The organism is Qipengyuania flava (assembly GCF_011762005.1).
Lineage (GTDB): Bacteria > Pseudomonadota > Alphaproteobacteria > Sphingomonadales > Sphingomonadaceae > Qipengyuania > Qipengyuania flava.
The window spans coordinates 297,903-318,811 of record NZ_JAASQU010000003.1 but is presented as its reverse complement, the minus strand read 5'-3'; the positions used below and the strand labels follow the sequence as shown (position 1 = coordinate 318,811).

At 62.6% G+C, this 20,909-nt stretch carries 20 protein-coding genes and 1 tRNA gene; 16 read left to right on the top strand and 5 right to left on the bottom strand.

Going from position 1 to position 20,909, the window contains the following annotated elements:
* Nucleotides 1-60 precede the first annotated feature (60 nt).
* Complete coding sequence (locus FHS69_RS12010) at nucleotides 61-411, top strand: ArsC family reductase (RefSeq protein WP_067463531.1); 351 nt, start codon at nucleotides 61-63, stop codon at nucleotides 409-411.
* Nucleotides 390-1,424 carry a glycerophosphodiester phosphodiesterase family protein gene (locus tag FHS69_RS12005; protein ID WP_166777876.1) on the top strand — a complete coding sequence of 345 codons (1,035 nt, stop codon included), beginning with the start codon at nucleotides 390-392 and terminating at the stop codon, nucleotides 1,422-1,424. Before FHS69_RS12010 ends, FHS69_RS12005 begins: the two co-directional genes overlap by 22 nt.
* Here FHS69_RS12005 and ubiG read toward each other — a convergent pair.
* Nucleotides 1,405-2,175 (bottom strand): bifunctional 2-polyprenyl-6-hydroxyphenol methylase/3-demethylubiquinol 3-O-methyltransferase UbiG, encoded by a 771-nt coding sequence (gene ubiG / locus FHS69_RS12000; protein ID WP_166777875.1) that lies wholly within the window; start codon nucleotides 2,173-2,175, stop codon nucleotides 1,405-1,407. The genes FHS69_RS12005 and ubiG overlap by 20 nt on opposite strands.
* Nucleotides 2,176-2,228: 53 nt before the next feature.
* Here ubiG and FHS69_RS11995 point away from each other — a divergent pair, with 53 nt between their 5' ends.
* Both FHS69_RS11995 and purT read left to right on the top strand, forming a co-directional pair.
* Nucleotides 2,229-3,509: an aspartate kinase gene (locus FHS69_RS11995; protein ID WP_166777874.1), complete on the top strand. Its 1,281-nt coding sequence runs from the start codon at nucleotides 2,229-2,231 to the stop codon at nucleotides 3,507-3,509.
* The gene (gene purT / locus FHS69_RS11990; protein ID WP_166777873.1) at nucleotides 3,506-4,666 is read left to right on the top strand and encodes a formate-dependent phosphoribosylglycinamide formyltransferase; all 1,161 of its coding nucleotides are present in this window, start codon (nucleotides 3,506-3,508) and stop codon (nucleotides 4,664-4,666) included. The genes FHS69_RS11995 and purT overlap by 4 nt, the downstream gene beginning before the upstream one ends.
* A gap of 7 nt (nucleotides 4,667-4,673) precedes the next feature.
* Here the strand turns inward: purT and FHS69_RS11985 are convergent, their stop codons facing one another.
* On the bottom strand, nucleotides 4,674-5,210 hold the full coding sequence (locus FHS69_RS11985; protein WP_067674707.1) for a DUF2306 domain-containing protein: 537 nt from the start codon (nucleotides 5,208-5,210) through the stop codon (nucleotides 4,674-4,676).
* Nucleotides 5,211-5,371: 161 nt separating this feature from the next.
* On the opposite strand from FHS69_RS11985, the gene FHS69_RS11980 reads away from it, so the two are divergent.
* The 4 genes from FHS69_RS11980 (at nucleotide 5,372) to purU (ending at nucleotide 8,494) form a co-directional block, all read left to right on the top strand.
* Nucleotides 5,372-6,184 carry a LytTR family DNA-binding domain-containing protein gene (locus tag FHS69_RS11980; RefSeq protein ID WP_166777872.1) on the top strand — a complete coding sequence of 271 codons (813 nt, stop codon included), beginning with the start codon at nucleotides 5,372-5,374 and terminating at the stop codon, nucleotides 6,182-6,184.
* A gap of 40 nt (nucleotides 6,185-6,224) precedes the next feature.
* Nucleotides 6,225-7,244 (top strand): NAD(P)H-dependent flavin oxidoreductase, encoded by a 1,020-nt coding sequence (locus FHS69_RS11975; RefSeq protein WP_166777871.1) that lies wholly within the window; start codon nucleotides 6,225-6,227, stop codon nucleotides 7,242-7,244.
* Nucleotides 7,244-7,567, top strand: a complete 324-nt coding sequence (locus FHS69_RS11970) for a hypothetical protein (RefSeq protein ID WP_166777870.1) — start codon at nucleotides 7,244-7,246, stop codon at nucleotides 7,565-7,567. The genes FHS69_RS11975 and FHS69_RS11970 overlap by 1 nt, the downstream gene beginning before the upstream one ends.
* A 72-nt stretch (nucleotides 7,568-7,639) precedes the next feature.
* A complete protein-coding gene (gene purU / locus FHS69_RS11965; RefSeq protein WP_166777869.1) occupies nucleotides 7,640-8,494 on the top strand; it encodes a formyltetrahydrofolate deformylase in 855 nt (284 codons plus the stop codon).
* Here the strand turns inward: purU and FHS69_RS11960 are convergent, their stop codons facing one another.
* Nucleotides 8,495-10,657, bottom strand: a complete 2,163-nt coding sequence (locus FHS69_RS11960) for a PQQ-dependent dehydrogenase, methanol/ethanol family (RefSeq protein WP_425128228.1) — start codon at nucleotides 10,655-10,657, stop codon at nucleotides 8,495-8,497.
* Nucleotides 10,658-10,792: 135 nt separating this feature from the next.
* On the opposite strand from FHS69_RS11960, the gene FHS69_RS11955 reads away from it, so the two are divergent.
* The 3 genes from FHS69_RS11955 (at nucleotide 10,793) to FHS69_RS11945 (ending at nucleotide 13,196) form a co-directional block, all read left to right on the top strand.
* A complete protein-coding gene (locus FHS69_RS11955; RefSeq protein ID WP_166777868.1) occupies nucleotides 10,793-11,665 on the top strand; it encodes a dienelactone hydrolase family protein in 873 nt (290 codons plus the stop codon).
* Nucleotides 11,666-11,728: 63 nt separating this feature from the next.
* Nucleotides 11,729-12,736 (top strand): SPFH domain-containing protein, encoded by a 1,008-nt coding sequence (locus FHS69_RS11950; RefSeq protein WP_067506387.1) that lies wholly within the window; start codon nucleotides 11,729-11,731, stop codon nucleotides 12,734-12,736.
* A gap of 10 nt (nucleotides 12,737-12,746) precedes the next feature.
* Entirely contained in the window at nucleotides 12,747-13,196 is a 450-nt protein-coding gene (locus FHS69_RS11945; RefSeq protein WP_130585521.1) for an NfeD family protein, read from the top strand.
* A 42-nt stretch (nucleotides 13,197-13,238) separates the two neighbouring features.
* Here the strand turns inward: FHS69_RS11945 and FHS69_RS11940 are convergent, their stop codons facing one another.
* Nucleotides 13,239-14,186, bottom strand: a complete 948-nt coding sequence (locus FHS69_RS11940) for a complex I NDUFA9 subunit family protein (RefSeq protein ID WP_067463575.1) — start codon at nucleotides 14,184-14,186, stop codon at nucleotides 13,239-13,241.
* A 171-nt stretch (nucleotides 14,187-14,357) separates the two neighbouring features.
* Here FHS69_RS11940 and FHS69_RS11935 point away from each other — a divergent pair.
* The 5 genes from FHS69_RS11935 (at nucleotide 14,358) to FHS69_RS13980 (ending at nucleotide 18,993) form a co-directional block, all read left to right on the top strand.
* Nucleotides 14,358-14,444, top strand: a tRNA-Leu gene (locus FHS69_RS11935).
* Nucleotides 14,445-14,630: 186 nt separating this feature from the next.
* The gene (locus tag FHS69_RS11930) at nucleotides 14,631-15,830 is read left to right on the top strand and encodes a tyrosine-type recombinase/integrase (protein ID WP_166777867.1); all 1,200 of its coding nucleotides are present in this window, start codon (nucleotides 14,631-14,633) and stop codon (nucleotides 15,828-15,830) included.
* 887 nt (nucleotides 15,831-16,717) lie between these two features.
* Nucleotides 16,718-16,903, top strand: coding sequence for a helix-turn-helix domain-containing protein (locus FHS69_RS11925; protein ID WP_208380333.1), 186 nt, complete (start codon nucleotides 16,718-16,720; stop codon nucleotides 16,901-16,903).
* A gap of 287 nt (nucleotides 16,904-17,190) precedes the next feature.
* On the top strand, nucleotides 17,191-18,363 hold the full coding sequence (locus FHS69_RS11920; protein ID WP_166777866.1) for a VapE domain-containing protein: 1,173 nt from the start codon (nucleotides 17,191-17,193) through the stop codon (nucleotides 18,361-18,363).
* Between the two features lie 291 nt (nucleotides 18,364-18,654).
* Nucleotides 18,655-18,993, top strand: coding sequence for an HGGxSTG domain-containing protein (locus tag FHS69_RS13980; protein ID WP_425128227.1), 339 nt, complete (start codon nucleotides 18,655-18,657; stop codon nucleotides 18,991-18,993).
* Nucleotides 18,994-19,803: 810 nt separating this feature from the next.
* Here the strand turns inward: FHS69_RS13980 and FHS69_RS11915 are convergent.
* Nucleotides 19,804-20,403, bottom strand: a complete 600-nt coding sequence (locus FHS69_RS11915) for a hypothetical protein (protein WP_166777865.1) — start codon at nucleotides 20,401-20,403, stop codon at nucleotides 19,804-19,806.
* Between the last annotated feature and the right edge of the window lie 506 nt (nucleotides 20,404-20,909).

The following is a 20,909-nucleotide window of genomic DNA, read 5'->3' as shown; positions in this document are numbered from 1 at the left end:
CAAAGCCTGCCCCAGCCGATAGCCACGCGCGGCAGTGCAAAGCGAAGGATAGGCAGGTCAGTGGCTGAAACGGTTCTTTACGGCATTCCCAATTGCGACACGGTCAAGAAGGCGCGCAAATGGCTCGACGCGCAGGGCGTCGATTATCGCTTTCACGATTACAAGAAAGCCGGAGCCGATCCGGCGAAGCTGGCGACATGGCTCGACGCGGCGGGGGTCGACACGGTGCTCAACCGCCGCGGCACCACATTTCGCAAGCTCAGCGATGCCGACAAGGCCGATATCGACGCGGCCAAGGCGGCGCGCCTGCTGGAAGACAACCCTTCGATGATCAAGCGTCCGATCGTCGAGCACGAGGGCGGCCTGCTGGTCGGATTCAAGGAAGACGAATGGTCCGCGCACTTCTCCTGATCCTCGCGGCGGTCGCCGCTGTCCCGGCGACTGCGTCTGCGCCTGAGGATTTTCTCGTCATCGCGCATCGCGGCGCCAGCGGCGAACGGCCCGAGCATACGCTGGCCGCGTATGAGCGCGCGATCGACCAGGGGGCGGACTATATCGAGCCCGATCTCGTGGCGACGAAGGACATGCGGCTGGTCGCGCGGCACGAGACCGAGATCGGCGAGACGACCGATGTCGGCACGCGCGAGGATTTTGCCGACCGCAAGCGCTCCAAGACGATCGAGGGACGGCTTGTGACCGGCTGGTTCGCGGAGGATTTCACGCTCGCCGAATTGCGCAGCCTGCGCGTGAGGGAACGCCTTCCCGGGTTGCGCCCGGCCAATGCGCGCTTCGACGGGCTCTACCAGATCCCGACTTTCGAGGAGATCGTCACGCTGGTGCGCGCGAAGGAGGCCGAGACCGGCCGGGCGATCGGCATCTATCCCGAGCTCAAGCATCCCACCTGGCTGCTGCAGGAAGAGGGGATCGACACGGTCGACCTGCTCGCCACCGCGCTGCGCCAGGCCGACCTCGACGATGCCGATGATCGCGTGTTCGTGCAGGTCTTCGAAATCAGCCCGTTGCAGCGGCTCAATGCGCTGGTCGATACGCCGCTGGTGCTGCTGATCGCGGTCGAGGGCGGCCCCTATGACGAACCCGCGATCGCTTGGGACGATCTGTTGACCCCCAGCGGGCTGGCGGACGTGGCGGAATATGCCGATGGCATCGGCCCCTATCTGGGCCATGTCCTCGATGCGGACGGCAAGGCAACGACGCTCGTCGCAAATGCGCATGCAGCCGGGCTGGCGGTGCACCCATGGACCCTGCGCAAGGAAAATGCCTTCCTTCCGCCCATCCTGCGCAAGGGCGGCGACGCGGCTGCGCCGGGCGATCTCGCCGGGCTGGTTCGCATGGTCGTGGCGGCAGGCGCGGACGGTGTCTTTACCGACGATCCCGCGCTGGTGCTCAGCGCGCTCGGGCGGTGACGATGTAGTTGAGCGCGAGGTTGTCGCTCAGGTGCAGCCCCTTGGCGGGCGAAAAGCCGATGCCGCGCGGCTCGCCCATGTCGAGACCCGCTTCGTCGAGCAGCGCATCCAGTTCTTCGGGCGTGATGAAATCGTCCCAGTGGTGCGTGCCCCTGGGGATCAGTCCGACGCCTTCCGCCGCGCCGATCATCAGCAGGCGCGATTGCGGCGTGCGGTTGGGGGTCGACAGCACCATCAGCCCGCCCGGGGCAAGCCGCGCGGCCAATGCTGCGACGAAGGCGCGCTTGTCGGCAACGTGTTCGATCACTTCCATCGCGGTGACGAGGTCGAACGTGCCGAGATCGAGCGCACCGACCTCGCCCGCGATATAGCGGATATCGAACCCCGCACCTTCGGCATGGACCGCTGCAGCCGCAGCATTCTCGGGCGCGGCGTCGACGCCCGTGACATCAGCCCCCAGCCGCGCCAGCGGTTCGCACAGCAAGCCGGCGCCGCAGCCGACATCCAGCGCGGACTTGCCCGCCAGCGGCCGGCGCGCCTCGATGTCGCAAGCCCAGTGGAGGTCGATCGCCTCGCGCAGGAATTGCAGCCGGACGGGGTTGAGCCGGTGGAGCATGGCGGACGAGCCCTTCGGGTCCCACCAGTCCTTGGCCAGCTTGCCGAAATGCGCCGCTTCGTCCGCGCGGATCGTCGCGCCCGAGATTGTGCCCGCCGAAGTATTGCTACGTGGCTGCGTGGTTGCATCGCTCATGCCCTCTGGCTAGCAGCCTAGCTCCACGCATTCCAGCACGGAGACCTGTTCGCTTGGCGCGTATCGTGATGAAATTCGGCGGCACCTCCATGGCGGGGACCGAGCGTATCCGGCGCGTGGCCAATATCGTGCGCAAACAGCAGGCCCGCGGCCACGAGGTCGCGGTGGTGGTTTCGGCCATGGCGGGCGAGACCGACCGACTGGTCAATTTCTGCCGCGAGGCCAATGCGCTCTACGATCCGGCGGAATACGACGTGGTGGTCGCCAGCGGCGAACAGGTCACCAGCGGGCTGCTGGCGCTGACGCTGCAGGCGCTGGGGTGCCAGGCGCGCAGCTGGCTCGGCTGGCAGCTTCCGGTCAATACGATCGAGGCGCATGCCAAGGCACGGATCGAAAGCATCGATGCCGAAGCGCTCATCGCCAGCATGCAGCGCGGCGAGATCGCGGTGATCCCCGGCTTCCAGGGCCTGTCGGACGAAGGCCGGATGACCACGCTGGGGCGTGGCGGGTCGGACACTTCGGCGGTGGCGGTCGCGGCCGCGATCGGTGCCGACCGCTGCGATATCTATACCGATGTCGACGGAGTCTACACCACCGACCCGCGGATCGTCGCCAAGGCACGCAAGCAGAAGGCTGTGACCTACGAGGAAATGCTCGAGCTCGCGAGCGTGGGGGCCAAGGTACTCCAGACGCGTTCGGTGGGCCTGGCGATGAAAGAGGGCGTGCGCGTGCAGGTCCTCTCCAGCTTCGTCGGCGAGGATGCGATTCCCGCGGACGAACACCCCGGCACGATGATCGTGTCGGAGGACGAAATGAATGAACTGGTGGAGAAGGGCGACATGGAACGCCAGCACGTGACCGGCATCGCGCATGACAAGAACGAGGCCAAGGTGATCCTCACCCGCGTCCCCGACAAGCCCGGCGCGGTGGCCCACATCTTCGAACCCCTCGCCGCGGCCAGCATCAATGTCGACATGATCATCCAGAACGTGGGCCGCGACAAGGGCGAGACCGACGTGACCTTCACCGTGCCGCAGGCCGACCTCGCCCGCGCGCAGGCGCTGCTCGAGGACAAGCGTGAGGACATCGGCTTCAACCGCCTGATCACCGACAGCAAGGTTGCCAAGATCAGCGTTGTCGGCGTGGGCATGAAAAGCCATGCGGGCGTCGCCAGCACGATGTTCAAGGCGCTGGCCGACCGCGCGATCAACATCCAGGCGATCACCACCAGCGAGATCAAGGTCAGCGTGCTGATCGACGAGGACGAAACCGAACTCGCGGTGCGCGTGCTGCACACGGCTTACGGGCTCGACGCTTCCGACGAGGCCGCGTGAGCCATACCGCCAAGATCCTCCTGCTCGGCTCTGGCGAACTGGGCCGCGAGTTCGTCATCTCGGCAAAGCGGCTGGGTGCCTATGTCGTGGCCTGCGATGCCTATGACTACGCGCCCGCGATGCAGCTGGCCGATGCGCGCGAGGTCTTCTCGATGCTCGACGGCGATGGGCTGCGTGCAGCCGTAGAGAGGCACGATCCCGACTATATCGTGCCCGAGATCGAGGCGATCCGCACCTCGGTGCTCGTCGAACTGGAGGAAGAGGGCCGCACCGTGGTTCCCTCGGCGCGCGCGGCGCAGCTGACCATGAACCGCGACGCGATCCGCGATCTGGCGGCGAACGAGCTGGGTCTGATGACCTCGAAATACCGCTACGCTAAGAACCTCGAGGAGGTACAGGCGGCCGCGCAGCACACCGGGCTACCCTGCGTGATCAAGCCGGTCATGTCGTCATCGGGCAAAGGCCAGTCGACCGTGCGCGACTCGGCCGAGCTTGAAGCGGCTTGGGCCTATGCCTGCGCCAACATGCGCGGCGATCGCCAGCGCGTGATCGTCGAGCAGTTCGTCGATTTCGACTACGAGATCACGCTGCTGACCGTGCGCCACAGGGACGGCATCAGCTTCTGCCCGCCGATCGGCCACCGGCAGGAACGCGGCGATTACCAGGAAAGCTGGCAGCCCACGCCGATGACCGATGCGGCGATCGCCAAGGCGCAGGACATGGCGCGCACCGTGGTCGACGATCTGGGTGGCTACGGCCTGTTCGGGGTCGAGTTCTTCGTGAAGGGCGAGGAGGTCATCTTTTCCGAACTGTCCCCCCGCCCGCACGATACCGGCATGGTGACACTGGTCAGCCAGAACCTGACCGAGTTCGATCTGCATGCGCGCGCAGTCCTGGGGCTGCCCATTCCCCCCGTCCTGCGCGCCCGGCCCGCCGCCAGCGCCGTCATCCTGGCCGAACGCGATAGCGCCGCGCTGGGCTACGAAGGCCTGGCCGAAGCGATGGGCGACGGCGCCGACATCCGTATCTTCGCCAAGCCCACCAGCCGTCCCTACCGCCGTATGGGCGTGGCGCTAGCCACCGCGGGCGATACCGACGAGGCGCGCCGCCTCGCGCGCGACGCGGCGCACAAGGTCCGGATCACCTACGGCGACTGAGCCGGGTTCAGCCGAAAAGCATCACGTTCATCAGCCGCCCGGGCAGCAGGAAGGCTGCGAGCCCGGGAAAGACCAGCCCGGTGACATAGGTGAAGACGAGCTGCCGCTTGTGCGCCGGTATGTTGCCGCGCCGCGCAGTCGCTACCGAGCGCCAGGCCGAGAAAATCGTCAACGGAATGAACACATGGATCGGGCCGTAGCCGCCGCCCGATGTGATGAAGATCGCCGAGAAGGCAGTCAGCAACATCAGCGCGAGCCAGATCTTGCCCAGCTGCTTGTGCCGCGCATCGCCCTTGCGCGCCAGCAGGACATAGGCCCCCAGTGGTATCGCCGGCAGCACGGCGACGACATGGATCGCGATCGCGACATTGCGCAGATGCGGTAGCTCGGGGGTCAGCCCCGCAAGCGCGCGCCCGATTGCGATCAGGCACAGGAGCGACATCACCGCGCCGACCGACGCCACCAGTACGCGGCTGGCGGGGCCGATGTCGAATCCCGACGGTTTGCTCGGGGCGAAAGGGGCGCGCAGGGTGAGTGCGAACATCGGTTTGTCTCCGTGAGTTGTTGTTGCACCCCCGATGATGGCGTGGTGCCGATGACCGGCAAGCGCGGTTGCGCCGATGGGCCGGATGCTTCGCGAAAGGCGCGCAAATCAGGCGCTTGGCCACTTTACGAAGCGCGAACGGGCACTAATCTGCGCGGTGGATGAATAACGCACCTCCCACCTTCACCGCACGTATCGCGCGCAAGTTGCTGATCGACCTGTCGATCATGACCGCGGTCGGGCTGGTGCTGGCGGTCATCGGACCCTTCGGCACTGCCGCGCAGCCGCTCGCCTTCCGGCTGGTCAGCTGGATTGCACTCGCCTGGCTCGGCTATGCTTTTTATCGTCCGCTCGCCCCGCTGGTCGGCTGGCTGCATGGCCAGCTTCATCTGCCGCGTGTCGCGTTGTGGATCGGGTTGACCATGCTGGCCACGATCCCGCTGACCGCAGCGATCTGGGTGATCGAATTCCTGCCGGGCCCGGTTCCCGCTCCCGCGCTGGAAGACGCGTTGCTCGCCTATCTCAACGTGCTGGCTATCGGCGCGAGCGTGACGGTGGTGTTCTACCTGCTCGAACGCGGGAAGGCCGAGCCTGCAGCCGCTGCGCGCCAACCAAGCGTTCCCGTACCGGGCGAACCCGCCTCTGTTCCCGAAACGCCCCGGCAACCCGCATTCCTCGACCGCCTGCCCGCCGAACTGGGCACGGGGTTGATCGCGCTCGAGATGGAGGACCATTACGTGCGCGCGCATACCATGCTCGGTTCCGACCTCGTCCTGCTGCGGATGCGCGACGCGATCGCCGAACTGGAGGGGCTTGAGGGGGCACAGGTCCACCGCAGCTGGTGGGTCGCCCGCGACGCGGTAGAGCGCGTCGAGCGCGAGGGCCGCAATGTCCGATTGCTGCTGCCGCGCGGGCTGGTTGCGCCGGTGGCGCGCAGCCGCACCGCGGAACTCGCCGCGGCGGGCTGGCTCTAACCCGCTTGCCGTGCCGCGAAACGCGGCCTAATCGCCAGTGATGTCCACCTATTCCAAGACCGCCCGGCTGATGCAGCGCGGGGCCGACTTCCTCGGCAGCGAAACCGCGATCCTGTGCGGCGCGATGAGCTGGGTCTCCGAACGCAGCCTGGTGTCCGCCATATCCAATGCCGGCGGTTTCGGAGTGATTGCCTGCGGGGCGATGACGCCCGACCTGCTCGATCGGGAGATCGCCGCGACGAAGGCGCTGACCGACCGGCCCTTCGGCGTGAACCTGATCACCATGCACCCGGATCTTTTCGACCTGATCGCCGTGTGCGAGAAGCATGCCGTGGGACATGTCGTGCTGGCGGGCGGCATCCCGCCCAAGGGCAGCGTGGAAGCGATCAAGGGCGGCAAGAACCCGGCCAAGGTCGTCTGCTTCGCCCCCACGCTGGCGCTGGCCAAGAAGCTGCTGCGTTCGGGTGCCGATGCGCTGGTGATCGAGGGCATGGAAGCAGGCGGGCATATCGGTCCCGTCTCGACCAGCGTTCTGGCACAGGAAATGCTGCCCGAACTGGCGCAGGATCACCTGATCTTCGTTGCCGGCGGCATCGGGCGGGGCCAGGCGATCGCGGGCTATCTGGAAATGGGTGCGGCCGGCGTCCAGCTCGGCACGCGCTTCGCCTGCGCGCAGGAAAGCATCGCTCATCCCGATTTCAAGAAAGCCTTCTTTCGCGCCTCGGCGCGCGATGCGATCACCAGCGTGCAGGTCGACCCGCGGCTGCCCGTCATCCCCGTACGGGCGCTCAAGAACAAGGGCACCGAGGCGTTCACCGTCAAACAGCGCGAAGTGGCGGGCATGCTCGACCGCGGCGAGATCGCCATGGCCGAAGCACAATTGCAGATCGAGCATTACTGGGCGGGTGCGCTGCGCCGCGCGGTGATCGACGGCGATATCGAGAATGGCAGCCTGATGGCGGGCCAGTCGGTCGGCATGCTCAAGCAGGAAGAACCGGTCGCCGCGATCATCGAAAAGCTGATGGCACAGAGCGAGGATGCGCTGACGCGCCGCGGATGATGGGTCGCCCGCTCGATCTCGACGTTGCGATCTACCGTGACCGTGTACAACTGACCGACCGCAAGACCAAGCGGCTGGCGGACCAGCGCGCCAACTACCGCTTCTCTTCCGATGAATCGGTGGTGTCCGACGTGCGCTATCTGGAAGATACGATCGTGCGCGCGATCCGCCAGATCACGGTCGGTGACGACCTGTTTATTTTGCAGGACCCGGTCGCGCATGTGGTCGGTTGCGAGACCGCGCTCGACAAGGAAGAGCGTGCGGTGGTGGAGACCGCCTTGCGGCAGTCCGGCATGACCAGCGTGGTGTTCGAGATCGACTGAAACCGCCGTTTTGCGCATCCCAAGCCGTTTGCACTTGCCTGCGCGGTGCAGGGCGGGACATGACAGCCGACCATGGCCGAACCTCTAGTCCTCACCCTGTCCTGCGCCGATCGCCCCGGCATCACCGCGCGCGTCTCTTCCTTCCTGTTCGAGCGCGGGGGGAATATCCTCGAAGCGCAGCAGTTCAACGACCGGTTGAGCGATGCCTTCTTCATGCGCGTCGAATTCGACCCCGGCGACACCCCTCGCGACACCATCCGAAGCGAGTTCGCCGCTCTGGCGGATACTTTCGCGATGGAATGGAAGCTGGCCCAGCGCGACCGGCCGCGGCGGGTGATGATCATGGTCAGCAAGTTCGATCACTGCCTGGCCGACCTGCTCTATCGCTGGCGCATCGGTGAACTCGCGATGGAGCCGGTGGCGATCGTGTCCAACCACCCGCGCGAAGCGATCGGCCACACCGACCTCGGCGATATCCCCTTCCACCACCTGCCGGTCACGCACGACACCAAGGCGGCACAGGAAGCCCAGGTCCGCGCTATCGCGGCCGATACCGATGCCGAGCTGGTGGTGCTGGCGCGTTACATGCAGATCCTCTCAGACGAGCAGGCGGCGCATTTCGCCGGTCGCTGCATCAACATCCACCACAGCTTCCTGCCCGGTTTCAAGGGCGCCAAGCCCTATCACCAGGCCTATGAGCGCGGGGTCAAGATGATCGGCGCCAGCGCGCATTACGTCACTGCCGATCTCGATGAAGGGCCGATCATCCACCAGGATGCCGAGAGCATCGGCCATGCCGATACGCCCGACGCGCTTGTCCGCAAGGGCCGCGATATCGAAAGCCGCGTGCTGGCCGAGGCAGTGCGCCTCCATCTGGAAGAGCGCGTCCTGCTCAACGGCCAGCGCACGGTCGTGTTCAGGGGCTGATCAGCGCCGCGTGATGCGCGTCTTGGCGCGCTCTGCCTCCATCGCCTTGTCCTCGTTCGCGCGCTTGATGACATATTGGCGGACCGCCTCGACCTCGTCCTCGCTCAACGAGGGTGCGAAGCTCGCCATGCCATTGTCGCTCAGCGCACCGCCATGGACGATCTGCATCCACGCCGCGCGATTCTCGAGCGCACCCGAGCGCCGCAGATCGGGCAGTTCGGTCGAACCGACCGCGCCCGGCGCATGGCACACCGCGCAATAGCGCGCGTATTTCGTGCGCCCCAGTTCGATCACCTCCGCGCTCGCTTTCGAAAGCGGCGGATCGAGCGGCGCGAGTGCGAAATCGGGTTCTTCGGGCAGGGCAGCGGTGCCGCCCAGTTTGAACACCAGCAGGCGGCTGATGTTGCGCACCGGGTGCATATTGTCGATCAGCGCGCCATCGGCGGACAGCGCGAAGGCCCCGCCCCAGCCGGCCAGCACCGCGACATATTGTTCGCCATTCACGGTGTAGGTGATCGGCGGGGCGACCACGCCGGTCTGCGCGGCGAAGCTCCACAGCCGCTTGCCATTGGCCGAATTGTAAGCGGCAAACTTGCTGCCCGAATTGCCTTGGAAGACCAGCCCGCCGCCGGTCGCCAGCAAGCCGCCGTTCCACGGGCCGGGGTGTTCGACGCTCCAGCGCGCTTCCTGCGCCACGGGGTCCCACGCCACCAGCTTGCCCTTGATCGTGCCCTGCACCTCGCGGCGGATGCCAAGATCGGGCGGCAGATCGCCCGCGCCAAGATCGAAGCCGATATTGAACCCGCGCGCGCGGTCGGGCTTCCACTCGGCTTCGGGAGCATAGAGCATCGCCGCCTCGAAGGCGGGGATGTAGACGAGGTTTTCGTGTGGATGGTAGGCCATCGGATGCCAGTTGTGCCCGCCCAGCGGCCCGGGCATCACCAGCGCGGGTTTTCCGGTAACATCAATGCGTGTCTCCGGGTTCATCTGCGGCCGGCCGTCGGCGCTCATGCCGGTCGACCAGTTGAGCGGGATGTAGGGCTCGGCCGAAATGAACTCGCCCGTCGCGCGGTCGAGCACATAGAAATAGCCGTTCTTGGGTGCCTGCATCAGCACCTGCCTGTCGCGTCCGTCGATTTCCATGTCGGCCAGCACGATGTGCTGCGTGGCGGTGTAATCCCAGGTTTCGCCCGGCGTGGTCTGGTAGTGCCAGACATATTCGCCGGTATCGGGGCGGATCGCGACGATGCTCGACAGATAGAGATTGTCGCCTTCGCCGCGCCCGTCGGGGCCGGGGCTGCGATAGGCGCGGTTCCACGGGGATCCGTTGCCGACCCCGAAATAGAGCAGGTCGAGCTCGGGATCGTAGGCCATCGAATCCCACACCGTACCGCCGCCGCCGATGCCGTCCTCGCCCGCCAGCGCGTCGCCGCTCCAGGTCTCGGCTGCGGCCTTCAGATACTCGGGCGCGTCATCGCCCTCATCGCCGGGCACGGTGTAGAAGCGCCACAGCTCTTCGCCATCCGCCGCGTCATAGGCAGCGATATAGCCGCGCACGCCGAACTCGGCGCCGCCATTGCCGATCAGCACCTTGCCATCGACCACGCGCGGTGCGCCGGTGATGGTATAGCTCTTGTCCTGGTCGACGGTAGCTTTCTCCCACGCCACCGCGCCGCTATCGCGGTCCAGCGCGACCAGCCGCCCGTCGAGCGTGCCGAGGAAGAGCTTGTCGCCCCATGCGGCCAGCCCGCGATTGACCACGTCGCAGCAGGCCTTGACGCCGGTTTCGCCGGGCACTTGCGGATCGTAGCTCCACAGCGCTTCGCCCGTCGCGGCGTCATAGGCGAAGACCTTGCTCCAGGCGGTGGTGACATAGAGCTTGCCATCCATCACCAGCGGCGTGGCTTCCTGCCCGCGCGCGGTGTCCATGTCGGCGAACCAGGCGAGCCCCAAATCGCCCACGCTGTTTCGGTCGATCTGGTCGAGCGGGGAGAAGCGCTGTTCGGAATAGGTTCCGCCATGCGTGATCCAGTTGGCCGGGTCCGCGCCCGCATTGACCAGCCGCATCGTGTCGATGCCGCCCGCGGGCATTTCGTCCGCCCCCGAACCGCAACCGCCCAGCACCGACGCCATGCCCAGCGCGGCCGCAGCCGCCCAAACCATCCCTCGCATCTCTCTCTCCCCGGCGACATTTGCGTCGCTCAATGAAACCTATCCTGCCGCGCGCACGTAGTCTTGTCCATACGGCTGCATCCTGCGAGGATCGGCCCCGACGGGTATGGTAAGGAGAGACGATCCATGTGCGATGAACGGCAATTGGCGCGCTGGGCGCGCAGCACGGTTTCGCGGCGGGCCTTGGGCGGCGCGGCGCTGGCGACGGGTGTCGCGGCGTGCACCCCGATGGAGCTGTCGGAAGAACCGGCTGCGGCCGACGCAGGCGCGCTGACCGAGCGCATGGTGAGTTTTGCGGCGCCCGGTGGGACGATGGACGGGTTCTTCGTCCATCCCGCCGACACCGCCAGCCCGCTGGTGCTGTTCTGGCCCGATATCGCGGGCCTGCGTGAAGCCAAGCGCCAGATGGCGCGGCGGCTGGCAGGCGAGGGCTATGCGGTGTTCGTCGCCAACCCCTATTATCGCGACGTCGCCGGCCAGCAGTTCGAGGATTTCGCCGATTTCGCGGGCAATGGCGGCTGGGACAAGGCGCGCCAATGGCGCAGCGCGCTCGATGCCGACGCGATCCAGGGCGATGCCCGCGCGGCCACCGCATGGCTCGACACGCAGGACGCGGTCGATACCGCACGCGGCATCGGCACGCAGGGCTATTGCATGGGCGGCCCCTTCACCGTCTGGAGCACTGCAGCGGTCGAGCGCATGCGCGCGGCGGCCAGCTTCCATGGTGGCGGGCTGGTGCGCGATGGCGAAAAGAGCCCGCATCGCAAGCTGCGCGGGGATGCGCATTACCTCATTGCAATCGCCCAGGACGACGATGCCAAGGACCCTGCCGCCAAGACCGCCTTCAGCGCGGCGGCGAACGAAGCGGGCGCCGCAGCCGAAGTCGAGGTCTATGCCGCCGACCACGGCTGGTGCGTGCCCGATTCCCCCGCCTACGACCGCGCGGAAGCCGAACGCGCCTGGTCACGCCTGCTGGCAACTTACGCACGGGCGCTCTGACACGCTTTCGCTTGCCGCGCTCCGCGCGTGCGCTACCATGCGGGCAATTGGAGGAGGGTCCCGATGCTTGGTAGTTCGCTAGTCCTGATCTTGCTGGTCCTGCTGGTCGTGCTGTTCCTGATGATGGGCGTGCGCGTGGTGAAGCAGGGCTATGTCTATACCATCGAACGACTCGGCAAATATACGCTGGCGGCCGACCCGGGGCTGCATCTGATCATCCCCTTCATCGATCGCGTCGGTCACAAGATCAACATGATGGAACAGGTGCTCGATATCCCCGGGCAGGAAATCATCACCAAGGACAACGCCATGGTCGGGGTCGATGCGGTGGTGTTCTTCCAGGTGCTCGATGCGGGCAAGGCGGCCTACGAAGTCTCGGGCCTGCACAACGCCATCCTCGCGCTGACCACCACCAATTTGCGCACAGTGATGGGCTCGATGGACCTCGACGAGACGCTGTCGAAGCGCGACGAGATCAATGCGCGGCTGCTCAGCGTGGTCGATCACGCAACCTCGCCCTGGGGGATCAAGATCACCCGCGTCGAGATCAAGGACATCCGCCCGCCGATGGACATTTCCGAGGCGATGGCACGGCAGATGAAGGCCGAGCGCCTCAAACGCGCCGAAATACTCGAGGCGGAAGGCGACAAGACCAGTTCGATCCTGCGTGCCGAGGGGCGCAAGCAATCCGCGATCCTCGAAGCCGAAGGCAAGCGCGAGGCGCAGTTCCGCGATGCCGAAGCGCGCGAACGTGCGGCCGAGGCGGAGGCCAAGGCGACCGAAATGGTGTCCAACGCCATCGCCTCCTCGGGCAACCAGGCGATCAACTACTTCGTCGCGCAGGAATACACCAAGGCGGTGGGCAAGTTCGCCGACAGCCCCAATGCCAAGACGATCCTCTTCCCGGTCGAGGCGACCCAGCTGATCGGCTCGCTGGGTGGGATCGGCGAATTGGTGAAGGGCACCTTCGCCGAGGGCGACCGCGCCTCCGACACGGGCACGCCGATCACCCCGCCGCAAGACCGCGCACCCGTTCGCCGGCCCAGCGTGCCGCGTTCGCGCGACAGCTAGGCGCGGGGGCATGGACGGGATCGAGACCTACTGGATCTGGCTGGTCATCGGGCTGGCGCTCGCGCTGCTCGAAATGCTCGTGCCCGGTGTCTACCTGATCTGGTTGGCGATGGCCGCGCTGGCGATCGCCGTGCTGGCCTTCGTGTCCGCCCCGCCGCTGGCCCTGCAGGTGATCGCCTGGGTGTCGCTATCGCTGATCTTCGCCTTTTCCGCGCGTCGCTGGCTGCGCGATCGTCCGATCGTCTCCTCCGACCCGCTGCTCAACAACCGCGCGGGCCGGCTGGTCGGCGAGACCGCACTGGTCACGCAGGCGATCGCCAGCGGCACCGGCCGGGTGAAAGTCGGCGACAGCGAATGGACCGCGCGCGGCGAGGATGCCGAAGCGGGTGCGCGCGTCCGCATCGTCGGTGCGCGCGGAACCGAACTGCTGGTCGAACCGGTGGCGTTGATCGAAGGCTAGGCGCGCATCCGCATCGCGTGAACCCGGCCGCGCGTCTCGCTGTCAGGCGGCCTCGGCGTGGAAGCGCCCGTGCTTGCGATAGCGCACCATCCACCGGTCGAGGAACAGTTCGAGTGGGCGCGGTTCGATCCCGAGCTTGTCGAAGCCAGGATATTCGCCCGAGACCACATTGCCCTGCTTGAGCAGTTTCCACTGGTCGCTGCCCATCGGTGTCCCCGGCAACGCTGCGAAGGTCGCCGAGAGGCCGTCGGGCATCGGCAGGAAGGTGCGGTTGCGCCTCTGCGCCGCGGCGATCGCCTCGTTGATTTCCATCATCGACAGCGTCTCGGGGCCACCCAGTTCATAGATCTTGCCGCCGTGCTTTCCCGGGTCCTCGAGCGCGCGCACCGCCGCCTCGGCGACATCGTCGACATAGACGAGCTGCAGTTCGGATTCGGGCCCGAAAACGGGCAGCACGGGCAGGGTGGAGATCAGCCCGGCGAACATGTTGATGAAATTGTCGTCCTTGCCGAACAGGATGCTTGGCCGCAGCACGGTCGCCTTGGGGAAAGCCGCGAGCACGCGGTCCTCGCCCATCTTCTTGGCGGCCGCATATTCGATCTCGGTCTCGCCCTCGGGTTCGGCGGCGATCGCACTGACATGCACGAAGGCCTCCGCGCCTTCCTTTGCGGCGGCCTCGGCCATCCAGCCGGGCGCTTCGCCCATCAGCTTGCGCAAATTGCCGCTGAACGCCCCCACCAGGTTCACCACCGCGTCTGCACCGGCGATGCAGCGCTCGACCGATTGCCGGTCGCCCGCGTCGCAGCGCGCGAACTGCATCTGGCCGAGATTGGCGAGCGGCTTGAGCTTGAAGGCTTTCTCGGGGTGGCGGCTGGCGATCCGCACGCGCGCGCCGCGCTCGAGCAGCGCTTGCGCGACGTAATTGCCGATGAAGCCGCTGCCGCCCATCAGAACCACGAGCTTGCCGTTCAGAGCCCCGCTTTTCGCCATGATAATCGCCTGTTTCCTCGAAGGTGGTAATCCTGCTGCGCCCCTAGCCCCAACCCGCGATATTGGGCAAGCGTTCCGGCAAGTGCGAAAGGCGTTGACAGGTGCCCCGCTGCTTCGCTAGTGGCCCGCCCCTACCCGCGGCCGAGCTTCGATGACCGGCCAGCGACAAGTGCCCAGATGGCGGAATTGGTAGACGCACCGTCTTCAGGTGGCGGCGCTCGCAAGGGCGTGGAGGTTCGAGTCCTCTTCTGGGCACCATTTTTTCATTCAGCAATGTACGCAGAAGGTTCGCAAGTCCGCGGATTTCTGCTATTTTTTTCAGCCTAACTGATCGTCGGCGTTCGCAGACTTTCGCCCGAATTTGGGGGCTTCTCGGGGCCCGCTTGGGGGCCCAGGCCCCCATTTTGAGCGAAAACGGGGCCGATTTTGCTGAATGAGGCCCCCATGCCGCTGACCGACATAAAGATTCGTAAAGCAGAACAGAGAGATAAGGAGTACAAACTCGCTGATGGTGGCGGGCTTTATGTCCTGATCCGGCCGAATGGCTCGAAGCTCTGGAAATTGAAGCTGCGAATTCATGGTCGCGAGCAGAAGCTGTCCTTCGGACGTTATCCCGAGATTAGCTTGAAAGAAGCCCGGTCTCGACGCGACGAGGCCAAGCTGGAAATGGCTCGCGGCGGGGACCCTGTCCAGCGCCGACGTCAAGAAAAGCAAGCGGCTCAGCTAAGGGCCGGGAACCGGTTCGAAGAGGTCGCTGAGGAGTTCATTGCAAAACGCGAAGCAGAAGGCCTGGCTCCCGCAACGATAAAAAAGGCAAAGTGGTTTCTCGACCTTCTCCGTGGGGGAATTGGAAAGCGGCCGATCGCTGAAATCACGCCACAGGATCTGCTGCTGGTCCTTAAGAAGGTCGAGCGGCAGGGAAAGCGGGAGAGTGCGAAGCGGGCTCGTTCCTTTGCTAGCCGAGTGTTTAGGTATGGCGTGGCAACCGGTCGGTGCACAACTGATCCCGCGCAACCCCTTCAGGGCGCATTGGTCGCTCCTGTGCCGAGACACTACGCGGCCATCTTGGATCCAGAGGAGCTAGGCATTTTGCTCAGGGCTATCGATGGGTTCGATGGCTATCCGGTCACGAAATTCGCACTGAGAATCACGCCACATGTATTCGTTCGCCCAGGCGAGTTGAGATTAGCGAAATGGGATGAGATCGACCTCGTGAAATCCGAGTGGCGGATTCCCGCTGGGCGCATGAAGGCTCGTCGCCCGCATACAGTGCCGCTCTCGCGCCAGGTTTCAGCGATGTTTGAAGAGTTGCGTGGCTTGTTCGGGGACGATGGATTTATCTTCAGATCCCTGCATGCTCGAGGGCGTCCTATGAGCGAGAACACAGTCAATCAGGCCCTGAGGAGGCTTGGGTACAGCGGCAGTGAAATGACCGCCCATGGATTTCGTTCAACCGCGTCTACATTACTCAACGAGTCTGGGAGATGGAGCGCCGATGCCATAGAGCGGGCTTTGGCTCACCAAGACGTCAATGCTATCCGAGGGATATATCACCGCGGGGCTCATTGGGACGAAAGGGTGGAGATGGCCCAGTGGTGGAGCGACTATCTCGACGAACTGCGTGAGGAGTTGGGCTCTCGCTGAACTGGTAAGATTGGGAGCGCGATCCTGAACATGAAGGTGATGCCGTGAAAGCTTATCTCGTCCGCTTAAATTCCGAGCATGAACTCTCGTTCGAAATCGTAGGCTTCTTCTTTGCATCCGACGCTGAGGAGCTCTGGAGTCTTGTCGATGAGTGCTGTGAGCCGGACGACTGCGAAATGCGTGAGCTTGAACCAGGAGGCCTCTTCTGGAGGCAAGAAGTTGGTTACATCGTCCCCATGCCATCTTCTGAAACGTGCCCTCCTCTGCCACCCAATGCCCAAATGACCGAAAGTTGGGCAGATGCTGTCTTTGGTGACGGAGTTTGGGAGCAAATCCCTTCTCCATACTGAATAGAACGCAATACGTATCTTGAAGAACCTGTATCTGAGCCGGTGTTGGTTCAGTAGATAGCAGTTTCGCAGGGTAGAGGCTGTCTCTCTTGAGCCAAGCTCACAACATCCTTCTGACTGATGCTCATCTCCCTCGCTTCCTCGCGGTTTCCCTTCGATGAGGCTGTATTGGCTTGCGTTATCTCCGAGCAGATTGTCGCTAAGGAGAACTTCGGGTCCAAAGACTTTCGATCTGGTGACGTTAAGTCAAAGTCCCGAGCAGTTTTGCGGTGGTAGGTTTGAGTGACAGGCAACTGTGTCTGAGTGGGTCGAAGGTTGTAGGGGACTCTTTGGGTCCAGGGAAAGCGAATAACGATCATTCTCTGATAAATATAACTTGTGTGACGTTCAGCTATAAAAAAGGCCCGGCCAAAGTTATACCTACAAAGAAGAAAAACATTGCCATGAAACAATGCTTTAAGATTCGTTAGTGATTGCCTATAATCGTATTCGCTCCTGAATGGTCGGGGACGATTATTGGATAGGCATGAGGTAAATATGTCAAAAATTGAACCAATGCTCACATCGGTCGAGAGCGCTCGCGAGGCACTCGGCCTTGGGCGCACGACTCTGTATTCACTGATCAATGATGGTCGCTTGGAACCAGTAAAGCTGGGCCGTCGTACGCTAGTGAAAGTGTCTAGCATCAGAGCGCTGGTCGGCGAGGCGGAGGCGGCCTCATGACCGCTCTGCCAAAGATAAAGGCCGGCAAGCGCTGCAACGCTCCCGGCCTTTGGGATGCCAAAGCTGAGTGCCCGGCATCCCCTCTATATCGACGTGGAGAGTCGATGGCCAGCCATCATTGCGATGGCTCTCTGCCTAGTCGCGAGACAATCAAAACAAGTAGCCGAGAGGCGAGGGGAATTTTTATGTACAATGCGAAATCCGTTAGCTCCTTCGGAGGTCTACCGCCGTCCGACCTGCCAGACCAACCGATCGTCAGTTCGATGTTGAGGGCGAAGAACTCATTCTTGACCCGGCCCGATTTGGGGCAGGGGCATGTATCCCCCGCCTCGCTAGAGCTTATGCAGACTCTCATGTCAGGGGCGCTTGGTGAGGTTTCCTATGATGAGTTCACAGGAATGGAATTGGTCGGAACTCCAAGTGGCCGGATCCCGCTCGATGAGATTGAACTCATCGAACTGTCGGTCAGATATGAGTGTTTGGGGCGGCCGCAACTTTCCGAATCCAAGTTCAAGAAAATCGTTCGTTGGGCCGCTCGCAAGAATGTTATTGATAGCGCCAGAGAGTGGTTGTCTAACCTTCCAAACTGGGATGGCGTGAAGCGAATTGAAAGCTTCCTTCCTATTTATCTAGGGACGGCGGATAGTCCGTATCACAGGGCAGTCGGACGCTACCTTTGGTCTGGGATGGTCGCGCGGATATGGGAGCCAGGATGTAAGGCTGACATGATGCCTGTTCTCGTTGGATCACAGGGTAGCAAAAAGTCGACGCTTCTGAAGCTCATCGCTCCCACGGAAGACTACTGTGCCGATGTTCGTCTGACAGATCGATCGGCCGATTTGGCCAACACCATCTCTGGTCGTTCCGTGCTTATTTGGGAAGATCTCCAGGGGATAACGGGGAGGAGTGATTACGATAGGGTCAAAGCCTTCCTTACCAGGCAATATTTCGAGACTCGAAGTCACGCAAAGAGAGTCGGTTCGGATCGGTATCTGTCGCGATACATAGTGTTCGGCACATCGAATAATAGAACCTTCTTGCGGGACCCTGACGGCCACCGTCGATATCTCCCATTTGATGCCCCGGACATTGATCTTCGACGGGTGGCCACTGACAAAGTCCAGTTCTGGGCAGAGGCGTTTCATCTGGTTCTTGAGCGGAAGAGCGCAGGCCTGCCGCTCGTGGATTTTGAGGATGCTGAGCGGCTCGCAAAAAATGAGTATGAGAATTATCAAAGAGCAGCACTTTGGGTAGATGACCCCAACCTACATCGCTGGCTCGGTAAACAGTGCTCTCCATTCTCCACTGCTGAAGCTCTAGAGGGGATCGGATTTAAGGCCGAGGCCACTCGTCGTCAAAGATGCGAAATGGCTGACTCGTTGCGCCAGCTCGGGTACGTCAGCAAGCGAACTCGCGTGCATGGCATGGCCAACAATCAGCCGCGGTGGCATAAGTCGTAAGGCACAAGTTTGTGCGAAACCGTGCTTAGCTGGCAGCCCTAGTTAACGCCGGTGGATAAGCGAGGTTGTACCTGACCCTACTTGGGTCAGGTACACACTCAGGTACACGACGAACCAAGGAACTCTGCGGCTAAGAGCAGCGTGTGTACCTGAGGTTCGCTAATCCTCCTCCTACTTATATTTCTCTCAGAGAGGTGGCCGAGGTCGCTATTGAAACCCCAGAGAGTGGGAGGTCGATAAGTTGAGCTTCCAACATCCGAAGCGCTCGACGACGGGTTTGGACTAAGGCCGATGAAAAATCGAACGGACAATCCCATGCAACCGGAAATTTTAGCCAACGCACCACGCTGTGGGGCCAAAACGAGATCAGGCAGTCCGTGCCGCTCTCCAGCCGTCAAAGGAAGGCGCAGGTGCAGAATGCACGGTGGAACCAACCGGGGGGCGCCAAAGGGTAATCAAAACGCTTGGCTTCACGGGAACCGCTCTGCCGAAGCTGAAATGCAACTCAAAGAGTTGAGCCAAGCTAACCGAGATCTCAGGCTGTCTCGAAAGCTTAGAGAAGGTCGACATCTAACGGCCAAAGAGCTTGATAGGGTCCTCGACGAATACCTTCGCACCAAGGCCCCCTAGCTCCACCTCTGGCGTCATTGAGCCAGCGAACTTCGCAACGAAGCCTCCCCCCAATCCGCAGGATTGGGGGGAAAGGCGCTAGTGAGAAGTTGGCTGGCGGAAGGATAAACCTGCAACTTATCATCTCTTTTCTCGAACCAGGTTGCCTCATCCTCAACAATCCCGGCCATAGCCGCCTGCGGCGGCTCTGTTGGGCAGCCGGATAAGGCAACCTGTTCCGATGGATCGTATTGCGGGGGGAGGAAAAAGGTTAAAGCGGGAAAAGGTCGCTCGGCGGTGCCTTAGCGAAATTGGACGAGTTGGTTGGCGTCATCGTGGGATTGTTAGGCATGAGTATTCACCAGTTTCGTCTTGGCGCACATGTAACACTCATCTCGCCTGAGATGTATGAGGGGGTCACCGCCAGTGCCTTAGTAACCCGCTAGGCCTGCTGTCTCGACTTGAGCCAAGGGCTGCCGTAATACAAATATCGCACACCCCTTGGGCGTTCTTGGCAAGTATCCTTTCGACAATCTGATCAGCGATCATTTGGCTTTTTCCTTGCAGCGGGCCCTACGCATAGCATGGGAATGGCTAACGAAGGCGTCAAAGCTCGAACTGAGGCGTTACCGGGAGCTTAATCGCAATGGTGTCCCGGTGGGTGACCAAGCCCACCGGGACGAGCGGGGAAACCCAGAAAGGCCCGCTCAAGCTGAATTTTATTTGTGGAATCTGTTTCTCACGTGAGCTCTTCTCAGGAGAATTATGTTCGAACTTCAAGATATTTGGTGATGTGGCTCTTGAGGGGCAATGCAAGATGAAATCCGCATATCAGTAGAACCTTTCTCCTCTTTCGTGCATCACGCGCCGAAAGATCCTGACTGTCCAGTCCAACTCCGTTCGACAATCTGGTTCAAGATCGGAACTTTCGTCAAGAATGACTGCAGCACATTCTCGCAAGGTTGGCATTTTCGGGTGGTACCTACCCGCTTCCATCATTTGAGCGGTCGGAGGTGAATTCACGACCTGGATGGACTGCAGGCTGGTACAGAAGAGGCGACAGTTTGGCATGAAAGCGGCCGACTCTGCTTTTGCGCCGGCGATTGCCATATTGATGACGCCAAGATATATTTCGTGGCCTACCAGCCACTTTGCTCTCTTGGCTCTGGTTCTGAACCAGTTGGACACGTCCTTCGGTTCCGCGCTGTCACTCTCTGGTAGGTTCGGGGCAATTCTCTCTAGGCCATTCCTCCCGGCTCGAATCGAGGCTGGTTCGCCTTGTCTGACCTCTGCGATGAGGCTTTCCAATTCCTGTCCAGCCTCGTCGAAGACGACCCCTGCGAAGTGTAGAAGCTTCGGTTGAGACGGGTGATCAAGTGAGAAGTTGGGAAGCGGAACGCCGCTCATTTTGGTTTTGATTGCTAGATACATTGATTAATGTCCTTCTTCCTGGGGTCCAAACCCAGAAAAAGGCTTCTTTCGCCATAAATTTTGCATCTGCGCTGATGTTGAGGTTCGGATGAGGGGTATCGCATGCGCGATCGCTCGCCGCGCATGCGGGGAATCAATATTCAAAACGCCGGCCTGACAGTGGAGGACAACCGATACCCGCTGGGCAGTCCGAGCCAGTGTTGGGAACTAAGTCCTAAGTGTTGGGTGTTGCAAAGGGGGGGGCTATGCGAAGCCTGCGCCAAAGACCCCGGGGGGGGGTGTTTGGGAATAGGGGTGGGGTCTTCCCCAGTGTATCTTGGTCGGACCAAGGTAGTGCGAAGGTCCCTAAGCTGGCACCGATAAATTCAACCTGAATTCAAGTCGTCCATCGCCCTCCGCTGCTCCCGTCCTTGCCATCGGTCCTCGCTCCGCTGCGGGCCGCTGCCGGATTTTGCAGCGCAGGGCGATGGACGACTTCGACGAGGATTTGGGCGTGAGTTCTCCAA